Annotated in this window: 17 protein-coding genes; 3 read left to right on the top strand and 14 right to left on the bottom strand. The window is 59.4% G+C overall.

Going from position 1 to position 19,973, the window contains the following annotated elements; translation table 11 throughout:
• Positions 1–608 precede the first annotated feature (608 nt).
• The 3 genes from AC3D25_RS21885 to AC3D25_RS21895 form a co-directional block, all read right to left on the bottom strand.
• Positions 609–2,186, bottom strand: coding sequence for a toxin-antitoxin system YwqK family antitoxin (locus tag AC3D25_RS21885; protein ID WP_488890572.1), 1,578 nt, complete (start codon positions 2,184–2,186; stop codon positions 609–611).
• Between the two features lie 77 nt (positions 2,187–2,263).
• Complete coding sequence (locus AC3D25_RS21890; protein ID WP_488890573.1) at positions 2,264–3,010, bottom strand: hypothetical protein; 747 nt, start codon at positions 3,008–3,010, stop codon at positions 2,264–2,266.
• A 1,251-nt stretch (positions 3,011–4,261) separates the two neighbouring features.
• Positions 4,262–5,101, bottom strand: coding sequence for an aldo/keto reductase (locus tag AC3D25_RS21895; RefSeq protein ID WP_488890574.1), 840 nt, complete (start codon positions 5,099–5,101; stop codon positions 4,262–4,264).
• A 129-nt stretch (positions 5,102–5,230) separates the two neighbouring features.
• Between AC3D25_RS21895 and AC3D25_RS21900 the strand changes: the two genes are divergently transcribed.
• The 3 genes from AC3D25_RS21900 (at position 5,231) to AC3D25_RS21910 (ending at position 8,260) form a co-directional block, all read left to right on the top strand.
• Positions 5,231–6,112, top strand: coding sequence for a LysR family transcriptional regulator (locus AC3D25_RS21900; protein ID WP_488891053.1), 882 nt, complete (start codon positions 5,231–5,233; stop codon positions 6,110–6,112).
• Positions 6,113–6,210: 98 nt separating this feature from the next.
• Positions 6,211–6,837: a glutathione transferase GstA gene (gstA, locus tag AC3D25_RS21905; RefSeq protein ID WP_488890575.1), complete on the top strand. Its 627-nt coding sequence runs from the start codon at positions 6,211–6,213 to the stop codon at positions 6,835–6,837.
• A gap of 316 nt (positions 6,838–7,153) precedes the next feature.
• Complete coding sequence (locus tag AC3D25_RS21910; protein ID WP_488890576.1) at positions 7,154–8,260, top strand: porin; 1,107 nt, start codon at positions 7,154–7,156, stop codon at positions 8,258–8,260.
• Between the two features lie 14 nt (positions 8,261–8,274).
• On the opposite strand, the gene AC3D25_RS21915 is transcribed toward AC3D25_RS21910, so the two are convergent.
• The 11 genes from AC3D25_RS21915 to AC3D25_RS21965 form a co-directional block, all read right to left on the bottom strand.
• A complete protein-coding gene (locus AC3D25_RS21915) occupies positions 8,275–8,994 on the bottom strand; it encodes an oxygen-binding di-iron domain-containing protein (RefSeq protein ID WP_488890577.1) in 720 nt (239 codons plus the stop codon).
• The gene (locus AC3D25_RS21920) at positions 8,991–9,626 is read right to left on the bottom strand and encodes a DUF6875 domain-containing protein (RefSeq protein ID WP_488890578.1); all 636 of its coding nucleotides are present in this window, start codon (positions 9,624–9,626) and stop codon (positions 8,991–8,993) included. Before AC3D25_RS21920 ends, AC3D25_RS21915 begins: the two co-directional genes overlap by 4 nt.
• Positions 9,627–9,720: 94 nt before the next feature.
• The gene (locus AC3D25_RS21925; RefSeq protein ID WP_488890579.1) at positions 9,721–10,737 is read right to left on the bottom strand and encodes an ATP-grasp fold amidoligase family protein; all 1,017 of its coding nucleotides are present in this window, start codon (positions 10,735–10,737) and stop codon (positions 9,721–9,723) included.
• A gap of 969 nt (positions 10,738–11,706) precedes the next feature.
• Positions 11,707–12,021: an H-NS histone family protein gene (locus tag AC3D25_RS21930; RefSeq protein ID WP_488890580.1), complete on the bottom strand. Its 315-nt coding sequence runs from the start codon at positions 12,019–12,021 to the stop codon at positions 11,707–11,709.
• Positions 12,022–12,289: 268 nt separating this feature from the next.
• Positions 12,290–13,219 (bottom strand): ribokinase, encoded by a 930-nt coding sequence (rbsK, locus tag AC3D25_RS21935; protein ID WP_488890581.1) that lies wholly within the window; start codon positions 13,217–13,219, stop codon positions 12,290–12,292.
• Between the two features lie 123 nt (positions 13,220–13,342).
• Positions 13,343–14,002, bottom strand: coding sequence for an HAD-IA family hydrolase (locus AC3D25_RS21940; protein ID WP_488890582.1), 660 nt, complete (start codon positions 14,000–14,002; stop codon positions 13,343–13,345).
• Positions 14,003–14,036: 34 nt separating this feature from the next.
• Positions 14,037–14,831 carry a DeoR/GlpR family DNA-binding transcription regulator gene (locus AC3D25_RS21945; RefSeq protein WP_488890583.1) on the bottom strand — a complete coding sequence of 265 codons (795 nt, stop codon included), beginning with the start codon at positions 14,829–14,831 and terminating at the stop codon, positions 14,037–14,039.
• Positions 14,832–14,954: 123 nt separating this feature from the next.
• Positions 14,955–15,644, bottom strand: a complete 690-nt coding sequence (araD, locus tag AC3D25_RS21950) for an L-ribulose-5-phosphate 4-epimerase AraD (RefSeq protein ID WP_488890584.1) — start codon at positions 15,642–15,644, stop codon at positions 14,955–14,957.
• Between the two features lie 7 nt (positions 15,645–15,651).
• Positions 15,652–17,343 carry a ribulokinase gene (locus AC3D25_RS21955; protein WP_488890585.1) on the bottom strand — a complete coding sequence of 564 codons (1,692 nt, stop codon included), beginning with the start codon at positions 17,341–17,343 and terminating at the stop codon, positions 15,652–15,654.
• A gap of 1 nt (position 17,344) precedes the next feature.
• Positions 17,345–18,379 carry an ABC transporter permease subunit gene (locus tag AC3D25_RS21960; protein WP_488890586.1) on the bottom strand — a complete coding sequence of 345 codons (1,035 nt, stop codon included), beginning with the start codon at positions 18,377–18,379 and terminating at the stop codon, positions 17,345–17,347.
• A complete protein-coding gene (locus AC3D25_RS21965; protein WP_488890587.1) occupies positions 18,372–19,898 on the bottom strand; it encodes a sugar ABC transporter ATP-binding protein in 1,527 nt (508 codons plus the stop codon). The genes AC3D25_RS21960 and AC3D25_RS21965 overlap by 8 nt, the downstream gene beginning before the upstream one ends.
• Between the last annotated feature and the right edge of the window lie 75 nt (positions 19,899–19,973).

Genomic DNA, 19,973 nt, shown 5'->3' on the forward strand with positions numbered 1-19,973 from the left:
CCGAACCCCTGGGCGGATAGGCGCTTCCACTGTGAACGCGTGGGTGCCGTGCAGTCGCACCCAATGGCAACGATCCGGCCCGCACGATGCAGTCGATGCAACGGACCGCGCCTTTCGGCAGGCGCCATTTCTCACGAACATAGAGCATTGTTATGAGGCATTTTGCCCGGGACCTTTGCTTTCATCGCAACAGATTCGACATTGCACGAATCCGTACGACTGTCGTGGCCTGCTGCGACGTCGCCTTGCACCAGCCGAAGGCCTTTGTGAAACCATCGGCTGTGCGCGCATAAAGCTAGATCAGATCTGGAAACTCCACCCAGTGTTGGCTAGGCCGGGGATATAAATACTGTCGTGCTGAATAAGGGCTCCGTTCCCGGTGTATTGGGACTGCCCCGTCGAGTGACCCTGCGGATCGTAGTTGTTGGAAAAGTAGGTGCCGTCATTGTTGTACTTGAACTGGGTGAAACCAGTCAGATTGCCGAGTAAATTATAGCGGTCGGCCTCAATCTCACGACCGATACCGTCAAAAAAGTCGTGCTCAGCGAGGCTGTTCGATGAGTATCGGTAGTAGTCGTGGATGATGTTGTTCGAACCAAATGCCCCGATCAGTTCCTGCGCCCCACTGAAAGTGTGTGAAACGTAGCTGTTGTCAAGATTGAAATCGAACTCCTGTTTCGGCGTGCCGTTTGGATTGTAAAAGATATCCTGCGATTTAAAGCCGCTGGCGGTAAAGGCTGCGTATTCGGTAATCTGCCCATTGGTGCCAAACAGCGCCGCGATCTGTGAGCAATCGGCGTTAAATACGTGTGAAGCGTAGCTGCCGTCCAGATTGAAGTCGAGCAACTTGGTAGCCTTTCCATCCGCACCGAGATAAGTATCCTGCACCTGGGACCCGTAGATGTTGAACGCGAGCCGTCGGCACCGAAGTCGTACTTCGTGTAGCTGTTGTCGAGCTTGAAGTCGTATTCCTGTGTGGCCTTGCCGTTAGTGTAGAAGATGTCCTGCGTCTTGAAGCCGCTAGTGTTGAACTTGGCGTACTCGGTCATCTGGCCGTTCGCGCCGTACAACGTCGCTGTCAGCGAACCATCCAGGGCGAAGTCGTACTTCGTGTAGCTGTTGTCGAGCTTGAAGTCGTATTCCTGCGTGGCCTTGCCGTTGACGTAAAAGATGTCCTGCGTCTTGAAGCCGCTCGCGTTGAACTTTGCGTATTCGGTCATCTGGCCGTTCGCGCCGTACACACTGGCAGTCTGCGAACCGTCGGCGCTGAAATCGTACTCGGTATAGCTATTGTCCAGGTTGAAGTTGTACTGCTGCGTGGCCTTGCCATTCAAGCCGTAAAATACGTCCTGCGTTTTGAAACCCGTGTAGTCGAACTTCGCCTGTTCCGTAAGCTGACCGTTGGAGCCGAACAAGGTTGTCGTAACGGCGCCATTCAGTGATATGTCGCCGTTGATCATCAGCCATGTCCCATTCAACAAGGGAACGGCTTTCGTATCAACCGAGCACACAAGCTGGCCATTGACGGTGTTTTCCGTGTACGTGATCATTGGCCCCTGGAGCTTGTTCCAGTCGACGTTCCGCGGATCCATGCCGCAGTGACTGACGATCCACCAGTCGGCGTAGTACTCGGTGTAGGTCAGATACTGGGCGATGGACGGGTGGAGCGTGCCATAGAACTGGCCCGCTGCATCGACCGGTGCGGAGCCGGGCGCGGCGAGCCTCTGAGCCGCGGCGGAGCCAAATAACACACTGTCGACATTGATTCCCATCGACAGCACAAGCTGATTCAGCTGCTGCGTGAGTACGCTGTTTCCATCGGAGTGCATGTGCCCGGCCGCCCCGCCAGTCAGGCCTAACTGGGCGGCCACGATGTATTCGGAGACCAACGCTACGCCTTCGTCCGAAAGTCCGTTCGCAATGGCCAGGTCTGGATTCGTTGCGTTAACCTTGTCTCCAGTACCGCCGGGCAGCATGGCGTGTCCGAGTTCATGCGCCAGCGTGGTGGCGAAAACGTCCGGCGATTCGCTCCATGAAGGATCGAAGGTGATTGCCCTGTCACCTGGATCAGTGCTAACTCCACTGCCAGGAATGCCTTGCTTGAACTGCCATCGATCGGCGTGACCGAACGCATTTAGTTCACCCGCAAAAAAAATCGGAACGGGCCGCAGCTGCCACGATTGCATTATATTGTGCCGTATTGAGTCCAAACCCATCGGCTAATTTATTCAGCGTTTCTTGCGTAAGAGTTACAGTCATTATTTCAGCCTTTTTTATTTTTATTTTTCTTCGAATTCAACAAGGATATTGGAAAGCTCGCCAGCTGGATTAAAATGAATCGTGATGGTTTTTTTGTTTTATCGTCAGCCTGCTGGTATTTCCATTGCTCATTTCCATGAGGCGCGGTTGCGGGAATAACTCTACTGTGCGGAGACGGCATAGCTTGGACATAGACAAACGTTGCCCGGAATATCCGCGTGATCTCATCGAAATCCGGCCCGCCTTCACGCAACCCAAAATTTATGCCGGCTGTAGTCAGTCCGGATTTGTAAATAGTTTTTCCGGCAATCAGTTGAGCGCTCGCCACGAGATTATTCGTGCCCGGTATCTTCACCCATGGGAATATCGATAAGAAATGACTTGATATAACGGAGACTCGACGATCCTCATTTTTTTCATCGGTCCTGGTGATACCCGTGTCTTCCAGGTTGAACGCATCTCTCAAGCTGGCTTCGGTATAAAAGTCGTCGTTCAGCAGGAGGTCGTGATCAAAAATAAACTTGAGATTCTTGACGAATTCAACAGGGGTTTTCGGTCGGTGTATGATTTGGTTCACCTCTTCGTCCAACCGCTGATAAACAGGCGGCGCGATCGGTGCGTTGGCCGATTGGGCATATTTCAGGCTGCTCGACATTGCTGTCGGCATTTCCGCCGGATCAATTTGTTGCGCAAAACTCACGTTGCTTGCCACTGTGGCAGTCACCACCGCAGCTGTTGTTACGGCTTTCATCGGTATTATTCCTCGAAAAGACAGCATTGAACGAACAGCCGAATCCCGAAGTTTTTTCGGTACGCGCAGGCTGCCTAAAAAACATATATAAACTATTTTCAGTTGATAATCCCAATCGGCAGAGCCGCTTTTAGAGTTACCGCATTCATTTCGCCCGATGAGATGCCTGAATTAGTCCTTTCAGTCAACCAGCCCAGTCGTTATTTCCAGTTTTCCGACCTAGGCGTACTCACATCAACGCGCCTGCAGTGGCTGTCCCCACCGAGTGCAGTCGCCCAGTAGCGCGTCAGTCGATGTAATAAACACGACCGATTTACTGCCGTTAATATGCTTCCTTTCTTGATCTCGCATCGAATCTTGAAACGCTGCCCTTGCTCCCGTGCCGACGACCGCGCATCTCGGGAGATCGGACGTGATCTAGATGGATCGCCATGTGGTGTTCGCAGATGAGTGAATCCAGAACCGTTCCGAATGCCGTATGTGGCCTCGGCTTGCGGGGTGTTACTACGGGACGGCTCGAACCGCCAATGACCGTTGCTACCGGACTAAACGAGTAGCTCCTGATATTGGCAAAAATCGCTCCCCTATCGGCAACGACGGCCATATCATTTATTTCCGTTCTCTGTTTTTGAAAAATCCGAATCTGAAAAGACATCCATTAGCGATAAAACTGAAATACGCTCTGTTTCCCTAATTTTTTTAGTATTTCTGTAAGAAAATTCCCGAGAAGATACATGCGGATTGACATATCGATCAACTTCGCCGAATACATCGATTAGATCGTCCGGCTTAACAAAGATCACATCTGGTCGACCTTTAACGGTGCACATGCCGTGAGCAAGGTTATGCCCGATAAAAGCAAGGAAAGGAAGACTGCTTTCATTTCATACCAGGCCACCGATCGGCAGGGCGAACTCAACAGGAGGGGCGGTCTGGATATCACGTGGCACCTATTAATTTACTTGCGGAGTACCAGATGCATTTCCGGCGGAGATGCAGGCAGCGTGTATTTCAGGCTGCTCATCATTGCCGGCTGTACTTCCGGCGAATCGATTGGTTGGTACGACTTAGGCTGCTTACAAACGTAGCCTGTGCGTCTGGCTGATCCGCCGAGTATGTCGTTGAAGTATGAAGAATTGTAAAACTGCAGAACGTAAGTCCTGCCCGCGACAGGGGCAGTGCTAATAGACTGACACGAAAGCTAGTTCTTAAGGATCGCTAACGACAAAGAACGCCCGTCAGCACCCCGGCTCAATGTCCACACCGATCCGCATCGAGCATCCCCGGATCCGGCCGATCCAGCCCATTCAACGCGTCCATCTCATCATCACCCAGCGTGAACCCAAAAACATCGAGATTCTCAGCCTGCCGAGCCGGATCGGCGGACTTGGGCGTCGGCACGAATCCCGACTGCGTGTGCCAGCGCAGCACCACCTGCGTCGGCGTGCGCCCGTGGCGCGCGGCCATCTCAACGATCGCCGGGTCGTTCAGCATGTCGCTGCCGCGCCCGAGCGGGCTCCACGTATTGGTCACGATCCCCTTCGCGCGATGAATCGAAACGATGTCGCCGCGCAGGTGATACGGGTCGAGCTGGATCTGGTTGACGTGCGGCACGATGCCCGTGTCGAACAGCCGCTGCAAGTGCGCCGGCTTGAAGTTCGACGCACCGATAGCACGCACCAGTCCGGCGTCCAGCAGACGCTGAAGGCCGTGGAACGCATCGACATAACGATCCTGATCCGGATTCGGCCAATGCACGAGCAGCAGGTCGAGATAGTCGAAACCGAGCCGCTTGAGACTCGCCTCGCAAGCCTCGCGCGCGCCCTCGATACTGTGCCACTCGCGGTTGAATTTGCTCGTCACGAAGATCTCGGCGCGGCTCACGCTCGACTTGCGGATGCCCTCGCCCACGCCCTGCTCGTTCTTGTAGTTCTCGGCCGTATCGATCAGACGGTAGCCCGCGTCAAGCGCATTCGCGACCGCGACAGCCGATTGCGCATCGTTCATCGGCCAGGTGCCGAGGCCGAGTTGCGGCATCTCGACGCCGTTTGCAAGGGTCACAGTGGGTGCGGGTTTGACGGTAAGTGTCATGTCGGAGGAGTCGTGAGTGGAAGTCTCGACTATCGTACCGTGACGCGCCCCGCTCCGCTCGCACGCGGACGCGTCGCGTCGTAAAATCGGCATCCGATCCACGAAAGCCAAGCGCGGTATTCCGACGTGATGAATCTCATGCACTGGCGGCTGCTCGTCGCCGTCGCCGACTTGAGCAGCGTCTCGAAGGCCGCTGAACGTTGCGGCATCACGCAGTCCGGCGCAAGCCAGGCGATCGCGCAAATGGAGGAGACGCTCGGCCTCCAGTTGCTCGTGCGCGACCGCCGCGAAACGACGCCGACCGCCATCGGCGGCCAGATCGTGGCGCGCGCCCGCGCGATGCTGCGCGAACTCGAAGGCATCCGCGAACTCGCCGGTCAATCCAAAAGCTTGCGCGGCCGGCTGGCGGTGGCGAGCTTCCCCTCGGTGTTTGCGTCGCTGCTGCCCGCCTTCCTGCGCTCCTTTGCGCGCCTTCATCCGGAGATCGATGTCATTCCGCTCGAGGGCACCGACGAAGAAGTCGAAGCATGGCTTGCGGCGGGCGCGGTCGATATCGGCGTTGTGCTGAATCCCGCACCGGTGCGCTCCGCGATGATGCTCGGACGCGACGCCTGGGTCGCGGTCGTGCCGGAACGCCATCCCTTCGCGCAGCGGCCGCGCGCCGCGAAACTCGGGCTGGCCGAACTTGCGAAGGAACCGTTCGTGCTCGCCACGGGCGGTTGCCGGTCGCATGGCCGGCTGCTGATGGAAGACGCGGGTCTCGCGCTCACCGACATCCGCATCACCGTGCGGGACTGGCCGACCGCGTTCGCGCTGATCCGCGATGGAATGGGCGTTTCGCTGGTGCCCGAATCGACGCTGCCGGATGACAGGCAAGGCATGCGCGTAATTGCGCTTGAATGTCCGCACTATCGCGAATTCGGGCTCGTGTGTTCCAGCGCGGGCAGCGAATCGAAACCGGCGCAGGCATTTCTCGATCTGATAAAGAAATCACCTGCCTTCGGGTATTAACGCGCCTGATGCCGTATTGCTGAAATTCTAATTTCCCTTGTGCGATGGAAGCGCTGAAAATCGCGTTCACCGATCACGCCGTCCCAAGGAAAAGCTTGATGAAACTCTATTACGCGCCGAATGCGTGCTCACTCGCACCGCACATCGTGCTTCGCGAACTCGGCCTGTCTTTCGAATTAATCCGTGTCGATAATCGGACCAAGCGAACCGCCGATGACCGCAGTTTTTACGATGTCACGCCCAAAGGCTACGTCGCCGCGCTTCTGCTGGATAACGGTTCGGTTCTGACCGAAGGACCCGCCATCATTCAATATCTCGCCGATCTGAAACCCGAAGCCGGCCTTGCGCCGATCAACGGCACGTGGGAGCGCGTGCGCTTACAGGAATGGCTGAATTTCATTTCGTCGGAAATTCACGCCGGAAGCGCACCGCTATTCAGCGCGGACATTCCCGATTCAATCAAAGCCTTATTCCGGGACAAACTCTGCAAGCGTCTCGATTTTATCGCCGATGCGTTGCGCGAACGGCCTTTCCTGCTCGGCGAAGCGTTTAGCGTGGCCGACGCCTATCTCTACACGGTGCTGACGTGGATGAGCGGCTTTTCGATCGACCTCGGCAATTGGCCGTCGCTTTCCACTTTCATGGAGCGAGTCGGCTTTCGGCCATCGGTCGCGGCGGCGCTGAGCGCGGAAACAACGTCACGCGCGGTTGACGCGCCGCACTAGATCGCACCGAAAGCGTTCACGATTTCTTCGATCGTTTCGCGATCCGGCCGAACCTGCGAATGGCCGGTCAGTGACATGTCGAATAGCTTTCATTCGGCGCGCGCCTCTTTGCGCAATGAATTCTTTGCGCTTGCGAGAATCTTTTAATCGATAATAGAATGAAATTGTGTGAATAAAGAGCGCCGTCGCGCGAAAGAAATACTCGTTATTCCGTCTTGTCCCGCGACATGTCCGTGACTTACCGGAAGTGATTGAATTGCATTAGGGCATCGAAGCCTGAACACCTGCGTGCATAACCACTGCGGATGGGAAAGCGATGAAACTCGGCATCACAATGGCCGCCTGGCTCATGGCGGCGAGTCCGGCGATCTATGCGCAAACCAGCGTCACGCTATACGGCCGTCTCGATGGCGGTGTCGAATATCTGAATCACATCGCGAACGCGAATGGCGGGAGTTCATCGCGATGGAGCGCCGAAGGCGGCGACTGGGGCACCAGCATGCTGGGCTTCAAAGGCACCGAAGATCTTGGCGGCGGCCTCTCCGCACTCTTCAATCTCGAAACCGGCTTGCAGGTCATGAACGGCACGACGAGCGGCGGCAAGATGTTCTCGCGCCGCGCGTTCGTCGGCGTCAATGACGAACGCTGGGGACAACTTCAGGCGGGCCGCAATCTTTTCATCGACAGCGACGGCGTCTGGGCATTCGATCCTTTCGTGCAACAGGCCGTGTCGTCCGCGTCGCTCGTTCGCGGGCGGAACTGGCAGCAAACCAGCAACAACGTCGAATATCACAGCCCGGTAATCGGCGGCTTCGACGTGCAAGGCCAGTACGCATTCGGCAACCAGGCGGGCGGCTTCAACAACGGCCCGGCCGACGACTTCGGCCGCTCCGACGGCATCATGCTGTCCTATCATTCGCCGCTCTTCGACGTGCGCGGCATCTACGACGAACTGCGCGACTCCAACGGCCGCTTCAGCAACATCTTCACGAGTTCGCGCGAGTTCTTCGTCGGCGCGAACGTGCGGGTCGAAAAGTTCACGTTCCAGGGCGCGTACACGCACTATGCGGCGCCCGACACACCGGCCGGCATCGCCGATACCGCCGACCACTATTGGCTCGGTGCGACCTATCAGGCAAGCACGCGCTGGGCGCTGACCGCTGCGGGGTTCTATATCAAGGTCGGCGACGGCGGCGCGGACACGACGCACGACCCGAGCGGCCACGCGATGCTGTACGCGCTCGGCACCACCTACAACCTCAGCAAGCGGACCTTCCTGTACGGCACTGTCGCGTATGTGCGCAACAGCCAGAACGCCACATTCTCGCTATTCGCGACGCCGCGCGGCTCGGATTCGAGCACCAGCCCGCTTGCCGGCGAATCGCAAACGGGCGCGTATGTCGGTGTCCTGCATCAGTTCTAGCGGGGCTTCTGAATTTATTCAGCCAGCGATTTGAACCGGTTAGCCTCGCTGTATTCCGTCAAGCCATTGACCGTCGCGGCGATATCGTGGTCGATCGAAGGTCCGTGCATCGGGAAGATCCGGTCGATCTCGTATTTCTGAATTTTCTTCAGCGCCGAGTAAAGATAGTCGAGCGAAGGCAGATAGCCGGATTTTTCGATCGAAGAAATCATGCCGTCCAGCGCGTTTCCCGATCCTTCGACCGGGCCATAACTCATGAACACGTCCGACGAAAAAAGCGCCTTTAAGCGTGGCACGTAGACCACTAACGAGTCCCATTGATGGACGTGCTTCGTGAAGATCGGCACGATGACTTCGCCGTTTATCGTCACCGGCACTTCATCCTTGAATATCTTCGTTTTGACCGAAAAAATATCCGCGAGCGCGTGCGCGCAAATCGGATGCGCGTAAGCAACTAGCCCCGGACTATTCGACGCGAAGTCGGGAAGCGCGCCCATCTCATCGGCTTCGAAGTGCGGGGCGATCACGCTCTTGACGGACGCAATGTCGATATCGACGCTTTCGAGATTCGCCTTCAATTGCGCGAAGTCCGCCCTCATGCCGGTCGCGACGCACAGGAAGCTGCCGTTGGGCGACTTCACGAAGAACTGGCAGAACGCGAGGTTCAGCTTGTCGATATAGATGCTGTTCCGGTAGACATCGTCAGACAGTTTTTCGATTTTCGAAGCAGTCATGTTTGGGTCTCCCTGGTCGTTTCGAAATGACGAAGCGCAATTTCTCCACGCCTGCCGAACCGTTGCAGATAGGCGCGGACGAAGTTTTCGTCATCGTACAGAAAGGCGATGTCCGTTGGCACCATATTTCGGATGGCAAGCAACGGCACCGGCGCCTGCAGCGGACGAAACGACTTGCTCCACAATCCCGGCTCCTGACAATCCGGGAAAAACTGGCCGAGCATGAAATGCTGTTCGACAAATTTCGGCTTAAGTTGCCGTTGCACGATCTCCACCGCCTCTGCCGCATTGTCGAGTTCGGTCGGGACGATAATCCGCGACTTATAAATATCCCCGCTTGCAGCGTCTTGTCGAAAATCTTCTAAGTGCCTTTCAATTTCTTTAGCCAAAGCGGCGGCGCTTAAGGACGTGTTCTTAAAGAAATCGATGGATCGCTTCGACACCGCTGCGCGCGCAAAGGGACACACGTCGCCCGCCCGTCCGACTTCCGGGTTAGGCGCGCATAGAAATACTTCGATCCAATCAATGACCTTTTTAAAGCGCGGATCTTTAGCCGCTTCTTCAAGTGAAAGACGCTCTGACTCTGATGGCCTGGTTACCATGATCAGCCCCGATCGACGTAAATGGATCAACTAGAAAAGCCCTGCGCGAGAGCGCACGAAGCCCGGCGCCCGCACTGACAATACGGGGCCTAGCCAAACGTAGTGGCGGAGAACGCCGGTTGGTTTAACGGTCGTCCATCTGCTTGATGAGCTGCCCCCATTCACGGTCGTAGCGTTCTGGTGAAATGCGCGCGAGTCCGGCTCCCGGCGTGAACGTCAATTCGCCAAAGAAGATTTCATCGTCGGGCGCGTAGAGATCCACGCGAACGTAACCCAGACCATCGGCAAGCTGGCTAGCGATACGGACCACTTCGTCCCAGTTCGGCAAGCGCGGCGCGGCGACGTGGCTACAGGGATAACCGCCCAGCTCAATGTCCATGCGATTCCATTGCGGATCGTAGAAATCGTGCCGTGGTGAGCCAAAGCGGTCCGAAATTACGCCGGTATAAACAAGCGGGCCGTCCGGTCCTCGTCCGAAGATGTTCAACTTGAAATCCGGTGGTATTTTTCCGCTTCGATCAAGCAACAATTTCTCGAAGAAAATCCGGCGCTCGATCGGCTCGTAATGCCGTTCGCGCGTCGCACGATAGAAATCCTTGGAGAGCCATTCGTCGGCAAGCTGACTGAGCCGCTCGAACGACGTATCCGCCTTGTTCCAGACAACTTCGACAAAGCCACACCCGTGGTTCGCCTTCATGACGAACGATGACGGAAGCGCATCGAACACCTCGCGCGTAAAGACATCCGGAGCGGCAATCAACGGAATCAAGTGCTTCTCGCCGATTTTGCTTTTTACATAGTCCCGAACCAGCAGCTTGTCGGTCAAAGCCGTCCATTTCGGATCCGGATACAAGCAGCGGTGGAGAACGATTTCATTGAAGGTGGAAGGATTCTTGAGATTCGGAAATCGCCCGACCCTTCTCCAATGCAACAGCACCAGCAAAATTCGATCCGGCAGCATCCGCCTCATGCCGCGATTCAGCCTGGCGATGAACGCCTTGCCAAATCCAACCGGAACCTTCTTCGATGCGCTAGCCGATCCCTCGGTAACGCTTGCCCCCGAGCGGCTAGTCCGAACCCCGGACGCGAGCCCTCCTTGTGGCGACCTTGCGCCGTCGCTAGTGCCCACCGGAGTCGTCATTTAATTTTCTCCTTGCAAGTCTGGAAGCCGGGGTCGTCTCTGCTAAGCCGAGCGTCGATAACGGACCTTCTCTGTTTCGCCGTTAAAAGGCGTCTCGATCAGGGCCGCGAGTACTGTGAGGCTGGAGCGAACGTGGATAGCTAAGAGGCGGCTCGCGCTAATCAATTCGCAGCACGCATGCGCGTTTTGAATATAGGCCAGCGTCCCGAGTGTTTGAAAACAAGGAATTCTTGGATCCTTATTAGGCAGCGGTATCCTGTCTAAAAGGAGTCAAGCGCTCTCCGTCAACCGGCCGTAAGGCAAGCTTTGGTCCCAGCGAACGGAAGAGTTTGCCTAAGCGAGTTTCTTGAGTCTTACCTGAACTTACCTGGCCTTTCCTGGTTTCATTTCCTTAGTCCTTCCTTAGCTTTCCGTTCGTCCCGCGTCCTCATGCCTAACATGTGGTGCGGATTGTTTCATCAGTTCTATGTGCCGAGAGTGGCTTAGCGAACGAACGGAGACAAAGATTTAAGCCGCAAATGAAAAAGATGTGTCCAGGTCTTGCTTGAGTAAATCCACTAAAAGAACGCTGCGAATCGGCTAGTCAATCTTGACCGAGCTTTGGCATCCGCTAGCGCTAGGGGCGGTAAATAGAGCCGCACGCTTGATGAGTCAGGGCCTTTCGTTTTGGAGAGAAGCGAGCCCAAGCGAGTGTCTTTCAAAATGCCGTCATGTTCCCGATACGACGCTTTGGCACTCATGCCAAGCGAGTCGCAAAAGCGATCGCGGAACGGAGTCACCGCGTCGCATCTGAACGCTATGCGGCGTAGAAACCGCGCTTTGCCTCGCGCGGCCTGTTCAACTTGGGGATTGATCGCGAACGAGCGTTCGCTGAGATAAGTCGATGAACGACGAAAACGCGGAGCGCAGACGCGCTTATGCAAAGTGAACGCTTGAACAAGCGTTCACCGCAATTAAACCAAGCCGCGTTTAAGCCCGAAACAGCGAAGGCTGAACGAGAAACTCGTCGCGATTCTTTTCCGCGATCCAGTGCGGCGCGCGACCGCGGCCGCTCCATGTCGCACCGGTCGCCGGATCGCGGTATTTGGCGGAAGGCAAAGCCTTCGGGCGTTCGGGCACGTTGGAACCCATCAATTCCTGCAGCGAGATTTTATATTCCCGCATTTTCGTCACGATATCGCGCAGTACGCGATCGGCTTCCTGCTGACGGGCGGTTTCCAGTTGTTGCTCAAGTTGTTCGTGGCGAACGAGCAATTCTTTCAGAGTGGGCGATGTGGATTGCATGTCTTTATGTTTATCGACTTGGCAATGCGACGTGTTTCATCTCAATGGATGAATGCGTCGCCCAAGTCTGATCGAGGTTCAGTAGATTGAAACCGGGGATAGTCGATACCGCTATTGAATGCCGGGGAAAACCCGAACAGTCGAAGTTTCATCGATCAAACGCATTATTCGCGGATCAATGTTGCAGCAGCATACTCCCAAAACACACGCTGCTCAAAAAAACGGCACCGTGAAGCGAGGCCGCGTGTTTCGGCGGCCTCGTAAAAGATCACGCCGAAAGCTCGTGCAAATAAGGAATCGACGGCTGCGCGCCTGCGCGCGTTACCGACAGCGCGGCGGCCGATTGCCCGAACGCGAGCGCCTCGCTGTGACTGCGGCCCGCCGCGAGCGCCGCCGCGAACCCACCGACAAACGTATCGCCCGCCGCCGTGGTATCGACCGCCGTGACGCGCTGCGCGGGAAGAAATTCGGCCGCGCCGTCGCCCTCGGCGAAGCGCGCGAGCACGCCGCGCGAACCCAGCGTGACGATAACGTGGCGTACGCCCGCCTGATGCAGCAGATCGGCGGCGCGTTTGGCGTCGTCGATGGACTCGACTTCGATGCCCGCCAGCGTCGCCGCCTCGATCTCGTTGGCGACGAGATAATCGATCGAAGCGAGCCACGCGCCGGGCAACGGCCCCGTGACGGGCGCGGGATTGAGCACGACCGGCTTGCCGAGACGGCGCGCGGCGAAGAGCGTCGCTTCCACGGCGGCGGCCGGCACTTCCATCTGGCACACGACGATTTTCGCCGCCGCGAGCAGCGCTTCGTTCTGCGCGACGAATTCCGGCGTCACCTCGCCGTTGCTGCCCGCGACGATCACGATGGCGTTCTGGCTTGCGTCGTCCACGACGATCATCGCGATACCGCTCGTCGTGGACGCGCTCGTCGCGACACCCGAGCAATCGATGCCTTCCGCTTCCAGCCCCGCGCGCAGCCGCGTGCCGTTCTCGTCACGGCCGAGACAGCCCACCAGCGCAACGCTCGCGCCGAGGCGCGCCGCCGCGACCGCCTGATTGCCACCCTTGCCGCCCGGCACCGTGCTGAATCCCCGGCCCGTGAGCGTCTCGCCCGGTTTCGGCAGACGCGGCGCGCGCACGACGAGATCCATATTGATACTGCCTACCACCACCACGCTCGCTGCCGGATTCTGTGCCATCGTTTTGAACGGGCGTGCGCGTCGGGCCGAAGACCCGCCGCAGACGCCGCATAAGTGTCAGGAAGCGCTCATGGTATGCATTTCCACCCGCGGACGCCATCGGAAGCGCTACGGACGGGCGCTTCAGGCCACTTTCAGCACGATGTCGTCGCCGTCGAGCGTGGCCGTGATCGAGCGCAGATCGTCGAGATACACCTGCTCGCCGAGCTTGCCCGCCGTCAGCGTCGACGCAATCGCGATCACCCGCGCACCCGCCGCCAGTCCCGCCGCGATGCCGGCAGGCGCGTCCTCGAACACGACACAGCGTTCCGGCGCGATCGAAAGCCCGCGCGCGCCGAGCAGGAAACCATCGGGCGCGGGCTTGCCGCGCTGCACGTCCTCGGCGCTCACGAGCAGCCCGGGCATCGGCAATCCGGCTGCCTTGATGCGGTTCCGCGCAAGCACGCGGTCGGCGGACGTCACGACGGCCCAGCGGTCCGGGGGCAGCGAGCGCAGAAACGCGCCAGCGCCCGGAATTTCGATCACGCCGTCCGTGTCGTCGCGTTCGCGCTGCATCAGCGCTTCTGCGTCAGCTTCGATATCCGCGCCCGGCGGCGCGAGCGCGCGCATCGAATCGATCGTTCGGCGGCCCTGCGTTTCGCGCAGCACGTGTTCGGTGTCGAGACCGTAGCGGTTCGCCCAGTCCGTGTACGCGCGGACCATCGGCGCGTGCGAATTGAGCAGCGTGCCGTCCATGTCGAACAGCAAGGCGGCAACGCGGAATTCAGTATTTTTCAGCAGCATGGCAGGAGCGTACCAGGTCGAAGTGAACGGGATTTCAAGCGGCGATCTGCACATCGACGCCAGCCGCGCGAGCGGCGGCGCGCGCGGCGTCGGGAAGGTCGGTGTCGGTGACCCACACCGGCACGCGCGCGAACGGCACGATCACGGAAAAGCCGCGATGGCCCCATTTCGCGCTGTCGACGATGGCGCAAACTTGCCGGCTCTGCGCGATGGCAGCGTGTTTAAGTTGTGTTTCCAACTGGTTCGAGTTGGTCCAGCCCGCGCTCTCGTCGATCCCGCGCGCGCCCATGAAAAACAGGTCGAAATGCGATTGCGCGATCTGCCCGAGCGCGACCGGCCCGACTGTCGACAAGCCATTGTGATAAAGCTCGCCACCGATCAAATGCACGCTGAACGCCGGATGCCCGGACAATTCGATCGCGATGTTGATACCGTGCGTCGCGATCGACAACTGGTTCACGCCGGGCAAACCCGTCTTGATCGCGAGCGCGAGTTCCATCGACGTCGTACCCGAATCCAGATAGATCGCCATGCCATCGCGGATCAGGCCGGCCGCATGCCGCCCGATGCGCTGCTTCTGCGTCTGTCCTTCGCGCGCACGGAGCGGGTACTCGACTTCCGGATCGACCAGCACCGCGCCGCCGTGAACGCGCTTGAGCAGGCCCTGTTCTTCGAGCGTTCGCAGATCGCGCCGCACCGTCATTTCCGAGAGCGAAAACTGCCGCGCGAGATCGCTCACGCGGCACTGCCCGCCGCTCGACAGCGTCGCAAGAATCAATTCACGCCGATGATCCGCAAGGGCGCCGTCCGGCAGGTTCTTCATTGGCATGGCATTTCCGTTCGACTGTCTGCCCGGACGCGTTGCTTCGAAAAAGCCGTCCGGTTCGGCCGCATTTCACCGGCCGCCGCGCATTCTAAACCGCCGGAATCGCGACGGGCGCAACGAACCGCGTCAAGACTGTCCGTAGTACGCGCCCGCGCCGTGTTTGCGCAGGTAGTGCTTTGCGATGAGCGTGTCCTTGATCGGCGGCGCGCTGGGGTTGATGGCGCGCGTGAGGTACGCCATCTGCGCGATTTCCTCCAGCACGCGGCTGTTGTAGACCGCCTTCTGCGCCGTCTTGCCCCACGTGAACGGACCGTGGCACGCGACCACGATCATCTCGATCTCGTGATGATCCAGCCCGCGCAGCCGCTCGACGATCTGCACGCCCGTCTCGACTTCGTAATCGCGCTCGATCGCGGCGTCGCTCATCGGCTCGGTCACGGGAATGGGCGATGTGAGATGGTCCGCGTGCGTCGTGCCGAACACCGGAATCTCGCGGCACGCCTGCGCCCACGCGACCGCGTACATCGAATGCGAGTGACAGATGCCGCCGATATCGCCGAACGCGCGATAAAGCACCGCGTGCGTCTGCGTATCCGACGAAGGGCGGCCCGCGCCTTCCACGACGCGCCCATCGAGATCGACGATCACCATCGATTCGACGCCGAGCGACTCGTAAGGCACGCCGCTCGGCTTGATCGCGAAGACGCCCGCCTGCGCGTCGAACGCACTGACATTGCCGAAGGTGTAGATTGCGAGACCCTGCTTCGGGATCTCCAGATTCGCTTCGTAGGCTTCGCGTTTCAGTTCGGTGTACATGGTTCGGTCAGTGAGTGCTGGGATGCGCTTCAGAGGTCGCCAGGCGCTCGATCAGCGCACCATATTCCCGATACTGGCGATAGAGCCGGTCGTAGATGACAACCGCTTCGGGGTCGGGCGTGTACGTCGTTTCGAAGCCGGAACCCATGTGACGCTGCGCCGTTTCGACGCTGTCGTGCAGGCCGGCCGCAACCGCCGCGAACATCGCCGCGCCGAGGGCCACGGCCTGATCGGACTGCGCCACGCGAATGTCGAGACCGAACACGTTCGCGACGATCTGCATGTTCAGTGGTGACTTCTTCGCCACGCCGCCGACCGCAATCACCTCGTCGATCCGGATGCCTTCCTCGCGAAATCGTTCGACGATCGCGCGCGCGCCGAACGCGGTCGCCTCGATCAGCGTGCGATAGATTTTCGGTGCGTCGCTGCCGAGCGTGAGGCCAAATAGCGCGCCGCGCAGCGTTTGATCGGCGAACGGCGTGCGGCGTCCGTTCAGCCAGTCCACCGCGACCATGCCGGTTTCCGATGGACTTTCGAGCGCGGCCTGCCGCTCCAGTTCCGGAAGAATCCGATGCATGATCTCGTCGCGCTGGCGCTCGGCGTCGGGCGTGTCGCCGAGCAACGCAAGCGGCCACGCGAGCAATTGACGAAACCACGCGTAGACATCGCCGAAAGCGGACTGTCCGGCTTCCATGCCCGTCATCCCGTCGATCACCGAGCCTTCCACCTGTCCGCAGATGCCGTTCACGACGCGGCCGTCCACATCGGCAGCGGGCGCCATCAAAATGTCGCAGGTGGACGTGCCCATCACCTTGACGAGCGAGTACGGCCGGATGCCCGCGCCGACCGCGCCCATGTGCGCGTCGAACGCGCCCACGCCGACCACCACGTCGGTACTCAAACCCAACGCTTCCGCCCACTCGGGCGTGAGCGTGCCAGCGGCGTTATCGGCCGTATAGGTTTCGCGATACAGCCGCTCGCGCATGCCTGCCAGCAGCGGATCGAGCCGCACCAGAAAGTCCTCGCTCGGCAGGCCGTCGAACGATTCGTGCCACATCGCCTTGTGGCCCGCCGCGCAACGGCTGCGTTTCATCACGCCGGGCGCGGTCGTGCCGGTCAAGAGCGCAGGCATCCAGTCGCAATGTTCGACCCAGCTATGGACGCTTTCGCGCACGACTGGATCGACGCGAAGGACGTGCAGCATGTTCGCCCAGAACCATTCGGCGGAATACGTGCCGCCCACGTAGCGCGTGAAATCCGTGCCGGCCCACCCGTGTGCGAGCGCGTTGATTTCATCGGCCTCGCGCACGGCCGTGTGATCTTTCCATAGCACGAACATCGCGTTCGGATTCTCGCGGAACGGCTCGGTCAATGCGAGCGGCGTGCCGTCGCGATCCACCGCCACCGAGGTCGAACCGGTCGTATCGATGGAAAGACCGCGCACGTTTCGGCGCACCTCGTCCGGCGCGCTTGCGAGCGCTGTGCGCGTGGCGCGCGTCAATGCGTCGATGTAGTCCTGCGGATGTTGACGGAACGCATTGCGATCCGGCTGGCAATAAAGGCCCGCTTTCCAGCGTGGATAGAACTCCACCGCGCTTGCCACCTGAGTGCCGGTCATCGCGTCGACGATCAGCGTGCGGCACGAATCCGTGCCGAAATCCACGCCGATCACGAAAGCGGATTGGTCGAGTGCGCTCATATCAGTTCATCGACCCTTTCTGACGCCATTTGTCGAGGATCACCGCGAGCACGATCACCGCGCCCTTCGCGACGTATTGCCAGAACGAAGAAAGCCCGAGGATGGTCAGCCCGTTATTCATCACGCCGATAATCAGCGCGCCCACGACCGTTCCCCAGATCGTACCGACGCCGCCCATCAGGCTCGTGCCGCCGAGCACGACCGCCGCGATGGCGTCAAGCTCATAGCCGCTGCCCCAGTTGCCGTTCGCGCCGTACAGACGGCTCGCCGACATCGCGCCCGCCAGTCCCGCGAAAAGTCCGCTGATCGAATAGACGAAAAGCAAGACGAGGCTCACGCGGATACCCGTCAGCCGCGCCGCCTGCGGACTGCCGCCGACCGAATAAATATGCAGTCCCAGCACGGTTTTCTTGAGAATGACCCACGACACCAGCACGACGCCGACCGCGATCCAGATCAGCCACGGCACATGCAGGAAGTCGCTATTGCCGATCCATTCGAAGCTAGGAATGTCGTTGTTCAATACCGTCGTGCCATCGGCGAGCAGGTATGCCGCGCCGCGAAACGCCGTCATCGTGCCGAGCGTGACGACGAACGCGTTGATGTTCAGGAACGCGACCATCGCGCCATTGAACGCGCCCATCAGGAGACCCGACGCGACGAACATGGGGATCGACCAGCCGGCCATGTGGCCCATCAGCGAGACCTGCATGCCGAGCACGGCGGACACCGCGAGCATGGAGCCGACCGACAAATCGATGCCCGCCGTGAGGATCACGAAGGTCATGCCGGCCGCGAGCACGAGGTTGATCGCGACCTGGCGCAAGATGTTCATCGTGTTGTCGGCGGTCGCGAAATTCGACGACCCGTCCGCGCTGTAATACACCGTCAGCCCGTAAAACACGATGTAAAGCACGATCAGCACGGGCAACATGCCGAGCCGCTGCAATAGCAGATCGGCAATGAGGCTCTTCTTTTTCGGCCCGGGCGCCGCCGGTTCGGAATCGGCGCGCGTCTGCACTTTAGTTTCAGCCATGGTTGACTTTGTCCTTTGCTTCGACGGCATCTGTGTCGGTGGCGAAATGCATGATGTTTTCCTGGGTGATATCCGCGCCGCTCAGTTCGCCCGTGATCGCGCCTTCGCGCATCACGAGCACGCGGTCGCAGAGGCCGACCACTTCCGGCAGTTCGCTCGAAATCACGATCACGCCGACGCCCGATTCCGCGAGCGCGTTGATGATGTGGTAAATCTCGCTCTTCGCGCCGATGTCGACGCCGCGCGTGGGTTCATCGAGTATCAGCACTTTCGGCTTGATCTCAAGCCAGCGCGCGAGCAGCACTTTCTGCTGGTTGCCGCCCGACAGCCGCCCGACGATCACGTCCGGGTTCGCCACCTTCACGTTCAGTTGCTTGACCGACTTCCCCGCGATGGTTTTGAGCGCGCCGTGATTCACCATGCCGAGACGGCTGTTGCGGCCCGCCACGTTCAGCGTCGCGTTCGTCAGCACCGACAGTTGCAGAAAAAGCCCGAGCCCTTTGCGGTCTTCCGGCACATAGCCGATCCCGAGCGCGATCGCCGCGCGCGGATTCGGCGTCTGCACCGTCTTGCCTTCGAGCAGGATCGTGCCCGACGCTTTCGGGTCCGCGCCGAACAGAAGGCGCGCGAGTTCCGTGCGCCCCGCGCCGACCAGTCCCGCAAAGCCGAGAATTTCGCCGCGCCCAACCGAAAACGAAGCGGGCCGAATTTTCTCGCCCGAGAGATCGCGCACTTCGAGGACCGGTTCGCGCGCGAGTCCTGCTTCGCGCTTGTGCTGATAAAAATCGGCGAGCGAACGGCCGACCATCATCTGCACGACGCGGCCGGAATCCAGCGTGTCGTGCGACAGTTCGCCGACATACGTGCCGTCGCGAAGCACCGTCACGCGGTCCGCGAGCGCGTGAACTTCGGCCATCCGATGACTGATGTAGATGATCGCCAGACCTTCATCGCGCAAACGCCGCACGACGGTAAAGAGATGCTCGGTTTCGCGGTCGGAGAGCGCGGCCGTCGGCTCGTCCATGATGAGCACGCGTCCCTTGTGGATCAGCGCGCGCGCTATCTCGACCTGCTGCTGCTCCGCAATCGACAGGCGTCCCGCGCGATCCGTCGCGCGAAAACCCGCGCCGAGCTGGCGCAACACTTCACTGGTTTCGCGTCGCATCAGCGCGTGGTCGACGAAACCGAAACGCGTGCGCGGCTCGCTGCCCATGAAAACGTTTTCGGCCACCGACAGGTTCGGCGCGATAGCGAGTTCCTGATAAATCAGATTGATGCCGGCCGCGCGGCTGGACGCGGGATCGCGCAGACGCACCGGCATGCCGTCGATGCGGATTTCCCCGCGATCCGGCGAATACACGCCCGACAAAATTTTCATCAGCGTGCTTTTGCCCGCGCCGTTCTCGCCCATCAGCGCATGAATTTCGCCGCGATGGACGTTGAGGCTCATTCCGGACAACGCACGCGTCGCACCGAACGACTTGTCGATGCCGACCATTTGCAGAATCGCACTCGCCATGACTTTTCCAGGAGCGCGCGCACGACGGCGGGCCGCCGTGCGCTTGTGGGTATGACCGTACTTGGCTAGCAGCCT

It is taken from the genome of Caballeronia sp. SL1002 (assembly GCF_057814995.1).

Bases quoted from the DNA above. Each gene is read 5' to 3' on its own strand.
- gstA (WP_488890575.1), top strand. From the start codon at position 6,211: ATGAAACTCTATTACGCGCCGAATGCGTGCTCACTCGCACCGCACATC.
- AC3D25_RS21955 (WP_488890585.1), bottom strand. From the start codon at position 17,343: ATGAGCGCACTCGACCAATCCGCTTTCGTGATCGGCGTGGATTTCGGC.
- AC3D25_RS21945 (WP_488890583.1), bottom strand. From the start codon at position 14,831: ATGCCAATGAAGAACCTGCCGGACGGCGCCCTTGCGGATCATCGGCGT.
- AC3D25_RS21885 (WP_488890572.1), bottom strand. From the start codon at position 2,186: ATGCAATCGTGGCAGCTGCGGCCCGTTCCGATTTTTTTTGCGGGTGAA.
- araD (WP_488890584.1), bottom strand. From the start codon at position 15,644: ATGTACACCGAACTGAAACGCGAAGCCTACGAAGCGAATCTGGAGATC.
- AC3D25_RS21895 (WP_488890574.1), bottom strand. From the start codon at position 5,101: ATGACACTTACCGTCAAACCCGCACCCACTGTGACCCTTGCAAACGGC.
- AC3D25_RS21930 (WP_488890580.1), bottom strand. From the start codon at position 12,021: ATGCAATCCACATCGCCCACTCTGAAAGAATTGCTCGTTCGCCACGAA.
- AC3D25_RS21900 (WP_488891053.1), top strand. From the start codon at position 5,231: ATGAATCTCATGCACTGGCGGCTGCTCGTCGCCGTCGCCGACTTGAGC.
- AC3D25_RS21910 (WP_488890576.1), top strand. From the start codon at position 7,154: ATGAAACTCGGCATCACAATGGCCGCCTGGCTCATGGCGGCGAGTCCG.
- AC3D25_RS21890 (WP_488890573.1), bottom strand. From the start codon at position 3,010: ATGAAAGCCGTAACAACAGCTGCGGTGGTGACTGCCACAGTGGCAAGC.
- AC3D25_RS21925 (WP_488890579.1), bottom strand. From the start codon at position 10,737: ATGACGACTCCGGTGGGCACTAGCGACGGCGCAAGGTCGCCACAAGGA.
- rbsK (WP_488890581.1), bottom strand. From the start codon at position 13,219: ATGGCACAGAATCCGGCAGCGAGCGTGGTGGTGGTAGGCAGTATCAAT.
- AC3D25_RS21965 (WP_488890587.1), bottom strand. From the start codon at position 19,898: ATGGCGAGTGCGATTCTGCAAATGGTCGGCATCGACAAGTCGTTCGGT.
- AC3D25_RS21960 (WP_488890586.1), bottom strand. From the start codon at position 18,379: ATGGCTGAAACTAAAGTGCAGACGCGCGCCGATTCCGAACCGGCGGCG.
- AC3D25_RS21915 (WP_488890577.1), bottom strand. From the start codon at position 8,994: ATGACTGCTTCGAAAATCGAAAAACTGTCTGACGATGTCTACCGGAAC.
- AC3D25_RS21940 (WP_488890582.1), bottom strand. From the start codon at position 14,002: ATGCTGCTGAAAAATACTGAATTCCGCGTTGCCGCCTTGCTGTTCGAC.